The organism is Microbispora hainanensis, assembly GCF_036186745.1.
In the GTDB taxonomy this organism is placed as follows: Bacteria; Actinomycetota; Actinomycetes; order Streptosporangiales; family Streptosporangiaceae; genus Microbispora.
On record NZ_CP108086.1, the window covers coordinates 6,977,140 to 6,990,407 of the forward strand.

7 protein-coding genes are annotated in these 13,268 nt (G+C 69.1%); 3 read left to right on the forward strand and 4 right to left on the reverse strand.

Annotated features, from left to right (window positions below; translation table 11 throughout):
• Window positions 1–57 precede the first annotated feature (57 nt).
• From OHB01_RS32110 to OHB01_RS32120, 3 genes are all read right to left on the reverse strand, one after another.
• Entirely contained in the window at window positions 58–1,446 is a 1,389-nt protein-coding gene (locus tag OHB01_RS32110; protein ID WP_328709865.1) for a lectin, read from the reverse strand.
• 29 nt (window positions 1,447–1,475) lie between these two features.
• Entirely contained in the window at window positions 1,476–3,005 is a 1,530-nt protein-coding gene (locus tag OHB01_RS32115) for an arabinofuranosidase catalytic domain-containing protein (protein WP_142651576.1), read from the reverse strand.
• Between the two features lie 649 nt (window positions 3,006–3,654).
• The gene (locus OHB01_RS32120) at window positions 3,655–4,395 is read right to left on the reverse strand and encodes a FadR/GntR family transcriptional regulator (RefSeq protein WP_328854424.1); all 741 of its coding nucleotides are present in this window, start codon (window positions 4,393–4,395) and stop codon (window positions 3,655–3,657) included.
• A gap of 432 nt (window positions 4,396–4,827) precedes the next feature.
• Here OHB01_RS32120 and OHB01_RS32125 point away from each other — a divergent pair, with 432 nt between their 5' ends.
• From OHB01_RS32125 to OHB01_RS32135, 3 genes are all read left to right on the forward strand, one after another.
• Window positions 4,828–7,260 (forward strand): RICIN domain-containing protein, encoded by a 2,433-nt coding sequence (locus tag OHB01_RS32125; protein ID WP_260617517.1) that lies wholly within the window; start codon window positions 4,828–4,830, stop codon window positions 7,258–7,260.
• 186 nt (window positions 7,261–7,446) lie between these two features.
• A complete protein-coding gene (locus OHB01_RS32130) occupies window positions 7,447–10,317 on the forward strand; it encodes a lectin (protein ID WP_142651578.1) in 2,871 nt (956 codons plus the stop codon).
• A 115-nt stretch (window positions 10,318–10,432) separates the two neighbouring features.
• Complete coding sequence (locus OHB01_RS32135; RefSeq protein ID WP_328854425.1) at window positions 10,433–12,229, forward strand: lectin; 1,797 nt, start codon at window positions 10,433–10,435, stop codon at window positions 12,227–12,229.
• 6 nt (window positions 12,230–12,235) lie between these two features.
• Here the strand turns inward: OHB01_RS32135 and OHB01_RS32140 are convergent, their stop codons facing one another.
• Window positions 12,236–13,261, reverse strand: a complete 1,026-nt coding sequence (locus OHB01_RS32140; protein WP_328854426.1) for a sugar kinase — start codon at window positions 13,259–13,261, stop codon at window positions 12,236–12,238.
• Between the last annotated feature and the right edge of the window lie 7 nt (window positions 13,262–13,268).

Sequence of the window (13,268 nt, forward strand, 5' to 3'; positions counted from 1 at the left end):
GCCCGGGAGCAGGCGGACCGGTCACCCCGTCACGCGTCGTTCTGCTGGTCCTCCCGCTCAGACACGGGTCCATTTCTGGTTGTTCTGGCCGTTGCAGGTCCAGATGATGACCTTGCTGCCGTTGGCGGTGCCGTTGTTGTAGACGTCGAGGCACTTGTCGGCGCCGACGGCGGTGATGGAGCCGTCGGAGTTGAACCGCCACTTCTGGTTGTTCTGGCCGTTGCAGTCCCAGATGATCACGCTGGTGCCGTCGGCCGTGCCCGCGCCGTTGACGTCCAGGCACTTGTTGCCATAGACGCGCAGCTCACCGGCGCTGGTGGAGGTCCACTGCTGGTTGGACTGCCCGTTGCAGTCCCAGACCTGCACCGCCGCGCCGTTGGCCTGTGACACCCCGGTGACGTCCAGGCACCGCCCCGACCCCACGCCCCTGAGCGCGCTCGTGCTCCCCGACGGCGACGACGGAGACGGAGACGGAGAAGGTGACGTCGGCGGAGACGGAGAAGGTGACGTCGGCGGGGTCGTCTGGAACTGCGTCAGGAACTTCCATGCCTCGGCCGAGGTCCAGGTCCGCCAGCCCTCACAGGAGCACCCGTCTATCGGACCCGGGGTGTGGCCCCCGTCGAACGCCGCCCAGACGACCGGATAGCCGGACCGGCACCCCGAATAGGCGGTGACGATGTGGCTCCGGCTGCCCGACCCCGGCTCGGGCGGATTCTGTGCGGTGCAGCCGTTGTTCCTGACGAACCTGTCGCGCAGCCCTCGCCCCTGCGAGATGTTGAGCACCGGGTCGCCGATGCCGTGCACTCCCATGTACGCGATGGGCTGGGTGCCGCCGTCGCACCCGCTGAGCTGGGCGCCGGAGTAGACCACGACCGCGCGGAAGACCGTCGCCCGGGCGCAGGCGAGCGCGTAGCTCATGCCGCCGCCGTAGCTGAAGCCCGTGGAGAAGATCTGGTCGGTGTCGACGCACAGGCCGGCTTCGATCTGCCGGAGCATGTCGTCGACGAAGGTCAGGTCCTGGCCGTTGGGGTTGGCCCAGCCGTTGTTGTTGCCCTGCGGCGCGACGAAGATCGTGCTGTTGTTCTCGGCGTCCGCGAGGCGCCTGAGCCCGTAGTACGACCAGTTGTACCCGTCGGTCCCGCCCGAGTCGACGTCGTTGGCGGTGCCGCCGTTCCAGTGGAACCCGAAGACCAGACGGTAGGGATGGTTGCTGTCGTAACCGGAGGGCACCCGCAGGATGTAGCTGCGATTCTGGCCGCCGCTCGCGATCGAGTGCGTGCCGCTCGCCAGTGCCGGGGCCTTGCCGCATCCGGCGGTCCCGGCGGCGGCCGCGGCGACCGCGCTGCTGTGCGTGGGCGGCGTGGTTCCGGCGAGCGCCGCACCCGCCGTTCCCAGGGCGACGAGCGCCGCCGCCGCGATGGCGGCGAAGAAGGATTTTCGGTTCAACGTGCTCAACTCCCTTTTCGCGGGCGGGGTCAGCGGTAGCCGGCGGCGACGATGTCGGCCTGCACGGCGTTCTCGGTCGCGTCGGAGGGATAGCCGGAGACCATCGCGCCCTCGTAGAAGGTCCCGGCGCTGAGGTTGGCGCCGCCGTCGGGCTTGCAGCAGTCGCCGCCGCTGCCCAGGACGATCGCGCCCTGCTTCTTCATGGGGCTGTAGCCCGGGGGAAGCGCGCCGTCATAGAGGGTGTAGAGGCTGCCGGACTGCGCGTTGCTGCCCTTGATGGCGAAGCGCGACGTTCCGTTGTTCTTCAGCGTCGCGGTGACGAACTTGCTGGTGAACGCCCGCTGGTTGGGGTTCCACGACTGGCTGCCACCGGGGTAGAGCCCCCATTCGAGGTCGGCCTGCACCCAGGGACCGGAGCCGGAGCAGCCGCCGAACCAGCAGCTCGTGCCGAAGTAGATGGCGTCCATCGCCCCGGCGGCGTCGGCCTTCCTGGTCGTCTCGCTGTTGCCGTAGTCGAAGCAGCAGCCGCTGTTGACGTGGGTGCCGCTGGTCACCATGTACATGCCCTCGGGCGCGGTCCCGGTCGGCACGCCGGTCAGGTGACCGTCACGCCAATAGCTGTTACCGGGGTTGATGTAGAGGGAGTAGGCCTTGTTGCCGCCCACCGACAGCGACTCGGTGGTGGCGATCGCGGGCTTGCTCTGCGGCGAGCCGGGCACCACGCTCGACCCCTGATACCACAGGTCGTTGCCGCGCCCGGACTGGTCGTACACGACAGTGATGACGCAGGTAGTGCCGGCGCAGAAGGAGTCCTGCGCCGCGGCGTCGGCGGTGCCGCCCGTGGTCAGCACGCCGATGTTCCTGGTCGCGTTGTCGGAGGAGCGCCGCACCTGGTAGAGGTTGCCGCTGTAGTTCGCGTACAGGGCGCGGGTCGTGCTGTGCGCGGCCACGCACGGCGTGCCCCCGGAGGCGTAGATGTCGCACGGGCGCGAGCCGGGCGGCGGCGGGCTCGGCGAGGTGGTGGGCCCGCCTCCGGCGGCCGACCACTTCTGGTTGCTCTGCCCGTTGCAGGTCCACAGGATGACGGCGGTGCCGTTGGCGGTGCCGGCGTGGTCCACGTCGAGGCACAGCCCCGACTGCACGCCGCTGATCGACCCGTCGGAGTTCTGCCGCCACTTCTGGTTGTTCTGGCCGTTGCACGACCAGATGATCACCTTCGTGCCCGGCGACGTTCCCTGGCCGTACGCGTCCACGCACCGCGTGCCGCCGAACGTCCGCAGCTCACCCGCCGAGGTGAACTCGAACGCCTGGTTGGCCTGGCCGTTGCAGTCCCAGATCTGCAGGCTCGTGCCCAGCGCGTCGGTGTTGCCCGCCACGTCGAGGCAGCGCCCCGACTGTGCGCCGACCAGCGGCGCCGTCGCTGCCGACGCCGGCGCCGACCAGGCCAGGGCGGTGGCGAGGAGGGCCGCGAGCGCTGCGACGAGGCAGGCCGCGACGGCCGCCGGTGAGCGACGCCCGCGAGCCGTACGGCCCGATGGGTCAACGGACGAAGAACGCATTGCTTTCACTCCTTGGGGGGAAGGCACAGCGGCCTTGGGGAAAGACCGGCGAGAAGGCATGGCGAAGACAGCCACGTGCTGAATCCGGGCGGACTCGCCGGAGCCGGCGAAAGGCGGTCGTGTCCCATGCGATGGGTCGCCGACGGGCGACTGTGAGAACGGCCATGCCCGTGGCGTGGGAGACCGAGACGATCCCGGGTCCTGGTCGCGGACCCGATCCGCGCGAAGGCGCATGTACGCGAGGAGGGGTCAGGGGTCCACGAACCGATTCGCCTCGGCCGGGGTGCCGGAACTTTCCGGAGCTCTCCGGAAACTCGGCCCCTGCTGCCTCCTGGCACTGGGCACGCGCCGTGTTAGCGCTAACAAATCGCCAGAGCGTCGATCCTTCCTGCCGGCGGATTGGGGGGTGGCGGGATGCTGCGAAGCAAATACGACCGTCCGATGCCTGTCAAGAGCCCCGTTTCCCGCGATTCAGGCCAGGGTGAGCACCTGCGGCCCCTTCCCCGTGCTCACAGCAGGGCACGCTCGCGATCTCCCGCCGGCCCGCGCGCATGAAAGATTCACCGGCCGTCATCCGCCGCCCGCCCCGCGCCCCGGGTGGGCCGTCTGCGTCGAAACGATTCGCCTCAGCAGTTCACACAGGATGGTCTCAGCTGGCCGGGGAGAACAGGCGCTGCTGGATCTCCTTGCGATAGTCGTCCAGCGTGGCGTCGATGTGCGCGGCGGCGGCGTGGGCCGCCGCCTCGGGATCACCGGCGCGGATGGCCTGGTGGATGGCCTCGTGTTCCTCGACGGCCTTCGCCGCGTGCCCGCCCACCGAACCGCGCAGCCCGATGATCGCCGACTGGGCCTGTAGCCGGCGGGCCTCCCGCACCGCGATCTGCAGGAACATGTTGTGCGAGGCCGTGGCGATGGCGGAGTGGAAGGCGTCGTCGCCCTCGTTGAACAGGTCCTCGCGTCCGGTCTCGAACCCTCGGCGGCAGACGGCGGCCGCGTCCTCGATGGCCCGCAGCTCCGCGGGGGCGGCGCGGCGGGCGGCCAGCCGGCTGGTCTCCATCTCCTGCGCCCGCCGGAACTCGAACAGCATGTAGACGTGGTCCAGGTCGGTGGGGAGGAAGAACGACGCGAACCGACCGGCGCCGAGCATCCCCTCGTCGTCGGCCACGTAGAGGCCGCGGCCCTTCTGCGCGCGCACCCGGCCCAGCGCGGAGAGGATCTTCACCGCCTCGCGGACGACGGTGCGGCTGGTTCCCAGCTGCCTGGCCAGGTCGTTCTCGGTCGGCATGCGGTCGCCCGGACGCAGGCCCAGCCGGGCGATGAGCTCCAGCACCTGCTCGGCCGCAACCTCGTAGCCGGGCCGATAGCCGCCCTCACGCGGGGTGTCGGTCACGGTGCTCCTTCCTCGCGATCTCAGCAAAAGTATGACTCCGCACGTGCCGACGCCCGCCGGCCGCCGGGGATGGCGTGCCGATGAGTACGAAACATTCTGGCGTTTCACCTGAAACGTTTAGTTCGTGCGGCCATGGCGATATGCGTTCGCACTGGTCAGCACGGTTATCGGCATTACGGCGAGATGACGCGTGCATGCCGGCCAGGAAAATAAGTGTGCTCAAGGTCTTGACGGGTCTCGGTGCCGCAACCGTAATTGGAAGCTGAGCACCCGGAGGAACCCTTCTTCCGGGCCCTGCGGCTGTACCACACGGCGGGTGTGTGGAGGCGCGCCGCATGCCTCCGCACCGTGGTCGGCCACGTCGGCTTCCATCGCCTCGCTCCACCCCGATCCCTCGTGGTGCCGGGTGAGGCCGCCCCCATGGAGAAGCACGTGACCGATCGGATCGAGCATCCGTCCCCACCGGTCGCGGTGTCGAGACCGCTTCTGGCCGTCCTCGTCATCGCGGCGCTGACCATGGCGATGACCATGGTCGCGCCGGCCACCGCGGCCCGCGCCGCCACCACGACCCTCTACGTCTCGCCCTCGGGCACCGGCAGCACCTGTTCGTCCGCACAGCCGTGCTCGCTGCCGGGCGCGCAGACGGCGGTGCGGTCGCGCAACGGCTCCATGTCGGGAGACATCGTCGTTCAGCTCGCCGACGGGGTCTACCGGCTCTCCGCGCCACTGCGGCTGACCGCCGCCGACTCCGGCACCAACGGATATCAGGTCATATGGCAGGCGGCCCCGTCGGCGCATCCCGTCATCAGCGGCGCCCGGGCGGTCACCGGCTGGACGCTCGCCGACCAGGCGAAGAACATCTGGCAGGCCAACGTCGGCACCGGGATCGACACCCGGCAGCTGTACGTCGACGGCGCCCTCGCCACGCGTGCCCGCACCCAGGTGAACCGGTCGGACTTCACCGCCACCGGCTCGGGGCTGAGGTTCGGCAACGGCACGCTGAGCTACCTGAACAACCTGGCCAGGCAGAACCGGGTCGAGCTGGAGAGCATCGGTTCGTTCACCGACCGATACGTGCGGGTGCAGAGCATCGGCGGCAACTTCATCACGATGCAGCAGCCCGGCTGGAACAACAACATCTTCGGCTACGACGTGTTCACCAGCCCGCACCGGGCGGGCCCGCTCTACATCGAGAACGCCTACGAGTTCCTCGACTCGCCGGGTGAGTGGTACATCGACCCCACGACCGGCGTGCTCTCCTACATCCCGCTCTCCGGGCAGAACATGAGCAGCACCAGCGTGGAGCTGCCGGTGCTGCAGTCGCTGGTGAACGTCGGCGGCACCTACGACGCGCCGGCGCACCACATCACGTTCAGCGGCATCACCTTCAGCGGCACCAGCTGGCTGGGCCCCAGCGGCAACCAGGGCTTCGCCGACCAGCAGACCGGCGCCTACATCGCGGGCAACTGGAACTGGCCGGGCGACCTGCCGAACTCCTGCCAGGAGGGCTGCCGGCAGTTCGAGGCCACCAGGCCGAACTGGTATCAGATGCCCGCGGCGGTGCAGGTGTCGGCGGCCGACCACATCACCTTCACCGACTCGCGGTTCCTCAACCTGGGCCAGACGGCGGTGGGCATCGGCAACGACGCCAACGCGCACGCCAGCGGCGTCGGCCTGGGCGCCCGTGACATCACGGTCACCCGGTCCGAGATCGCCCGCAGCTCGGCCGGCGGCATCGTGGTCGGGGGCGTGCGCGCCGACGCCCACCATCCCAGTGACCAGCGGATGGTCAACCGCGACATCACCATCACCGACAACCGCATCCACGACCTCGGGCTGGACTACCGGGGCGTCGTCTCGGTCCTGACCACGTACGTCACCACCACCGACGTGTCCCACAACGAGGTCTACAACATGCCCTACACCGGCATGTCGATCGGCTACGGGTGGGGCGCCAACGAGCCGGGCGGCAGCACACAGTACGCCAACCGGGGTCTGTACGACTACCAGCCGCGCTACACCACCGCCACGACCGCGTCGGGCAACCGGCTCGTCGGCAACTACGTGCACGACGTCATGCAGCAGATGACCGACGGCGGATGCATCTACACACTGTCGTGGAACCCGAACGCGCTGATCAGCGACAACTACTGCCTGCGGACCAACGGCTGGTTCGGGCTCTACTTCGACGAAGGCTCCAAGTACTACACCGTCAGGAACAACGTCTTCTCGAACACCGGCACCTGGGCCACCGCCAACTACTGGGGTGGCGAGAACATGGGCAACTTCACCGTCACGGGCAACTGGTCGACGAACGGCAGCACCAACATCACCAACGGTGACCGCGGCAACGTCGTCGGCAACAACGTGACCGTCGCCAACGGTCAGTGGCCGTCGGGTGCTCAGTCCGTGATCGCCTCCGCCGGACCCGGGAACGGCACGTCGACGCCCTCTCCGTCTCCGTCGTCGCCGTCGGGGAGCACGAGCGCGCTCAGAGGTGTGGGGTCGGGGCGGTGCCTGGACGTCACCGGGGTGTCGCAGGCCAACGGCGCGGCGGTGCAGGTCTGGGACTGCAACGGGCAGTCCAACCAGCAGTGGACCTCCACCAGCGCCGGTGAGCTGCGCGTCTACGGCAACAAGTGCCTGGACGTCAACGGCGCGGGAACGGCCGACGGCACCAGCGTGATCATCTGGGACTGCAACGGCCAGAACAACCAGAAGTGGCGGTTCAACTCCGACGGCTCCATCACCGCCGTCGGCGCGAACAAGTGCCTCGACGTCTACAACAACGGCACCGCCAACGGCAGCAAGGTCATCATCTGGACCTGCAACGGCCAGAACAACCAGAAATGGACCCGCGTCTGACACCCCCAGCCTGACACCGTCCGGGCACGTGCCGTCGCCGGGGTGATCCCTCGTCCCGCGACGGCCGCACGTGACGCCTCGGCGAAAAACCCCGCGGAAACCCGGCAGAAACCCCGCGAAGACCCGGCAGCAGCGCGGCGGCGCGCGCTGCTGCCCTGACCGATCGACCTGTGAGAAAGGAAACCGATGTCCCGACGTCCGTGGCTCACGATGCTGACCACGATGGCGCTGATCACCCCAGGAGCCCTCGCGATCACGGCCTCCCCGGCGGACGCTCTGACCATCCCCGCCTCCGACTACCAGCAGGTGTCGCTCGCCTCGGGCGGCTCCGAGCTGGGTGAGGCGATGTCGCTGGCCGTGATGCCGAACCGGTCGGTCATCCACACGGCCCGTGACGGCACGGTGCGCGTCACCGATGTCAACGGCAACACCAAGGTGGCCGGCAGGCTCAGCGTCTACACCCATGACGAGGAGGGCCTTCAAGGTGTCGCGGTCGACCCGAACTTCGCGTCGAACCGCTATGTCTGGCTCTACTACTCGCCGCGGCTGAACACGCCGAGCGGTGACGCGCCCAGCACCGGTTCGCAGTCGCAGTTCGACCAGTGGAAGGGACACCTGAACCTGTCCCGCTTCACCCTGAAGTCCGACGACACGCTCGACATGAGCAGCGAGAAGGTCGTGCTGGAGGTGCCGAACGACCGCGGGATGTGCTGTCACGTGGGCGGCGACATCGACTTCGACGCCGCCGGCAACCTTTATCTGACGACCGGCGACGACAGCAACCCGTTCGAGTCGAGCGGCTACTCCCCGCTCGACGAGCGGACCAACCGCAACCCGCAGTACGACGCCCAGCGCACGGCGGCCAACTCCAACGACCTGCGCGGCAAGCTCCTGCGGATCAAGCCGCAGCCGGACGGCAGCTACACGATCCCCAGCGGCAACATGTTCCCGCCGGGCACGGCGAACACCCGCCCGGAGATCTACGCGATGGGCTTCCGCAACCCGTTCCGGATGAGCGTGGACAAGGCGACCGGCATCGTCTACCTGGGCGACTACGGTCCCGACGCGGGAGTGACCAACAGCAGCCGAGGGCCGAGCGGCCAGGTGGAGTTCGACCGCGTCACCGCCCCGGGCTTCTACGGCTGGCCGTACTGCACCGGCACGAACACCACGAGCGAGACGTACAACGAGTGGGACTTCGCCTCCAACAGCAGCGGGCCGAAGTACAACTGCGCGGGTGGCCCGACCAACAACTCCTTCCGCAACACCGGGCTGACCACGCTGCCGGCGGCCAAGCCGGCGTGGATCAAGTACGCCGGTGACTCGGGCTCGCCACCGGAGTTCGGCAGCGGCTCCGAGTCGCCGATGGGCGGTCCGGTCTACCGTTACGACCCGAACCTGAACTCGGCCGTCAAGTTCCCCCAGGTGCTGGACGGGCGCTTCTTCGCCGGTGAGTACGGCCGCCGCTGGATCAAGGCCATCGAGGTCAAGAGCGACGGGAACTACGGGGAGATCTCCGCGTTCCCGTGGAGCGGCACCCAGGTGATGGACATGGCGTTCGGGCCCGACGGCGCCCTGTACGTGCTCGACTACGGCACCGGAAACAACAACCAGGCGCTGTACCGGATCGAGTACATCGGCAAGGCCAACCGCAACCCGATCGCCAAGGCCGCCGCCGACAAGACCTCGGGACAGGCTCCGCTGACCGTGAACTTCTCCTCCGCGGGCAGCTCCGACCCCGAGGGCGGCACGCTGTCGTACTCGTGGAGCTTCGGCGACGGCACGACCTCCACGGCCGCCAACCCGAGCAAGACCTACACGACGAACGGCACCTACACCGCCACCCTCACCGTCCGCGATCCGCAGGGGCTGACCGGAAGCGCGAGTGTGATCGTGACCGTCGGCAACACCGCCCCGACGGTGACGCTGACCACCCCGGCCGACGGGCAGTTGTTCTCCTTCGGAGACACCGTGCCCTTCCAGGTCACCGTGAGCGACCCGGAGGACGGCACGATCGACTGCTCGAAGGTGACCGTCACCTACTTCCTCGGTCACGACAGCCACGCACACCAGATCACCTCCAAGAGCGGCTGCAGCGGCTCGCTGAATGTGCCGGTGGACGGCGAGCACGACTCGGCGGCCAACATCTTCGGCGTCTTCGAGGCCTCCTACACCGACGAGGACGGCCTGACCTCCACCAGTCTCCGTACGCTCCAGCCGCGCCACCGGCAGGCCGAGCACTTCGCCGCGCAGCAGGGTGTCCAGACAGCCGATCACACCGCCGCCGAGGGCGGCAAGACGGTCGGCTTCACCGACGACGGCGACTGGATCTCCTTCCAGCCCTACAACCTGGCCGGCGCGACGAGGATCACCGCCCGGGTCTCCTCGGCCGGTGCGGGCGGCCGGATCGAGGTGCGGGCGGGCTCGGTCACGGGCACGCTGCTGGGCACGGCGAACGTCGCGAGCACCGGCAGCTGGGAGACCTTCACCGACGTCTCGGCGAACCTCGGCAACGTGCCGTCCGGCACGACGACGCTCTACCTGGTTTTCCGCGGCCCGACAGGACAGGGTTACCTGTTCGATCTGGACGCCTTCACCTTCGGCACCGGCACGTCGTCCTCCCCGTCTCCGTCCCCGTCTCCCTCCCCCTCTCCGTCGTCGCCGTCGGGGAGCACGAGCGCGCTCAAGGGCGTGGCGTCGGGGCGGTGCCTGGACGTCAACGGCGCCTCACAGGCGAACGGCGCGCTGGCACAGGTCTGGGACTGCAACGGGCAGTCCAACCAGCAGTGGACCTCCACCAGTGCCGGTGAGCTGCGCGTCTACGGCAACAAGTGCCTCGACGTCAACGGCGCGGCCACGGCCGACGGCACCAGCGTGATCATCTGGGACTGCAACGGCCAGAACAACCAGAAGTGGCGGCTCAACTCCGACGGCTCCATCACCGCCGTCGGCGCCAACAAGTGCCTCGACGTCAACGGCGGCGCCACCGCCAACGGCAGCAAGGTCATCATCTGGACCTGCAACGGCCAGAACAACCAGAAATGGACCCGCGTCTGAGTCCACCCGGCACCACCCCCGGCCCCAGGCCGGTCACCCATTGATGCGACCGCCCGGCGCGATGCCTCTTTCATCGTCGAAAGGGGCAGCGCCGGGCGGCGACGGAAGGACAGCCATGCTGCGACATCTGACCCCCGCCGCGCTCGGGCGCATCGCGGGGAGCGACCGGAAGACATCCGTGCTGCGACGCCTGTCGGTGACCGCGGTGGCGCTCGCCGCCGCCGCGGCGATGACCCCCGCCATCCCCGCCCACGCCGCCGCCTTCAAGGTGCTGGTGTTCTCCAAGACGGCGGCGTTCCGGCACGACTCGATCCCCCAGGGCATCCAGACCATCCGCGATCTGGGGGCCGCCAACGACTTCGCCGTCGACGCCACCGAGGACGCGAACGCCTTCACCACGTCCAACCTCGCCCAGTACAAGGCGGTGGTGTTCCTCAGCACCACCGGTGACGTGCTGAACGACAGTCAGCAGGCCGCCTTCCAGGCGTACGTGGACGGCGGAGGCGGTTACGTGGGGGTCCACGCGGCCGCCGACACCGAGTACGGCTGGCCATACTACGGGCAGCTGATGGGGGCCTGGTTCAACAACCACCCGGCGATCCAGCAGGCCACCGTGCGGAACGAGGACCGGGCGCACGCCGCTACCTCTCACCTGGGCACGACCTGGTCGCGCACGGACGAGTGGTACAGCTTCCGCTCCAACCCCCGCCCGAACGTCCGGGTGCTGCAGAGCCTGGACGAGAGCAGCTACAGCGGCGGCGGCATGGGTGATCACCCGATCACCTGGTGCCACCCACAGTCCTCCGGCCGGGCCTTCTACACCGGGCTGGGACACACCCAGGAGTCGTACGCCGACTCGAACTTCCGCACCCTGCTGCTGGGCGGGATCCGGTACGCGGCCAAGGCCGTCAACGCCGACTGCCGCCCGGAGACCGGGTACACGGCGCTGTACAACGGGTCCACGACGGGCTGGTCGCAGGTCGGGCCGGGGTCGTTCACCAACAGCGACGCCACGCTGACCTCCCAGGGCGGCATGGGGATGCTGTACTACGGCGCCAAGGAGTTCCACTCCTACTCCCTCAAGCTCGACTGGAGGATGACCGGCGACTCCAACTCGGGGGTGATCGTCGGGTTCCCGCCCACGAACGACCCGAACACGGCGCTCGAAACCGGATATGAGGTGCAGATCGACGCGACCGACACCGCGGACAAGACCACGGGAGCGATCTACGGGGTCCAGTCGGCGGACATCACCGCGCGCGACGCGGCGCTGAACCCGCCCGGTCAGTGGAACACGTTCGAGCTGCTGGTGGAGGGTGAGCGGCTGCAGGTGTTCCTCAACGGCACCAAGATCAACGATTTCACCAACACCGATCCGGCCCGCTCGCTCCAGCAGGGCTACATCGGCATCCAGAACCACGGGGCGGGCAACACGGTGTCGTTCCGCAACATCCGGATCAAGGAACTCGCCGGCGCATCCCCATCCCCCTCCCCCTCCCCGTCGCCTTCTCCTTCGCCTTCGGCGGGCACGAGCGCGCTGAGAGGTGTGGCGTCGGGGCGGTGCCTGGACGTCAACGGCGCCTCGCAGGCGAACGGCGCCGCGGTGCAGATCTGGGACTGCAACGGCCAGAACAACCAGAAGTGGACCTCCACCAGCGCCGGTGAGCTGCGCGTCTACGGCAACAAGTGCCTCGACGTCAACGGCGCGGCCACGGCGAACGGCACCAGCGTGATCATCTGGGACTGCAACGGCCAGAACAACCAGAAGTGGCGGCTCAACTCCGACGGCTCCATCACGGCCGTCGGCGCCAACAAGTGCCTGGATGTGTCCGGCGCCGGCACGGCGAACGGCACCAAGGTGCAGATCTGGACGTGCAACGGACAGAACAACCAGAAGTGGAACCGGGTCTGACCGGGATCACCGGCGGACCTCCCGCCCGGTGCCCCGGGCGAGCTCAAGCACCTCCTCCGCGCTGAAGCGGCACTGGTCTCCCTGGACGCTCATGGCCAGGGAGGCCATCGCCGTACCCCTGCGGAGCGCGTCCTCGGGGGAATCATCGAGCACGCCCCACAGCACGCCGGCCGCGAAGGCGTCCCCGGCGCCGATCCGGTCGACCGCGACGGTGGGCAGTGCGGGGGCCGCGAAGGACTCGCCGTCCCAGTGGGCGACGGCGCCGTCGGCCCCGGCCGTCACCACGACGCGGCCGACCGCGAGCCTGTTCGCCAGCTCGTTCGCCAGCGTCGCGGGCTCGCCGGTCAGGCCGAAGAGATCGCGCGCGTCCTCGGCCCGGCAGAGCAGCAGGCCGACGTGGGGTGCCACTTCGGCGGCGAACGCGGCGGCCACCTCCGGCGAGGACAGCGCCGATCGATAGTTGACGTCGTAGACGACCAGGGCGCCGCGCTCGTGTCCCTCGCGCGCCGCGCGCAGCACGAGCTCGTCCGATCCCGGCGCGAGAGCGGCGGTGATGCCGGTGAGGTGAATGATCCGGGCCTCGCACACGGTGGCCCAGTCGAGATCATCGGCGCGGAGCGCGCCGAACACGGTGCCGGCCCTGTCATAGAGGACGCTCGTCGGGCGGGGCGGGGAGCCGATCTCGGCGAAGTAGAGTCCGAGGCGCTCGCCCGCCGTCCACCGCACGGTGTCGAGGACGACCCCGGCGCTCGACAGCGAGTCCGCGACCCGGTGCCCGAGCACCGAGTCGGGCAGCGCCCCCGTCCAGCGCGCGGACACGCCGACCGACGCCAGGGCGACGGCGACGTTCACCTCGGCGCCGCCGACGTGCACCCGCAACCAGCCGGAGTCGCGCAGCCGCTCGCCTGCCGGGGGCGACAGCCGCACCATGGCCTCACCCAGCGTGGATACCTGGACGCGTTCGCCGCTAACGGGGCCTTCGCTCCGTTGTTCGCGCATGCCCGAGAACCACCCCTCTTGACGAACGTCCATGATCGCG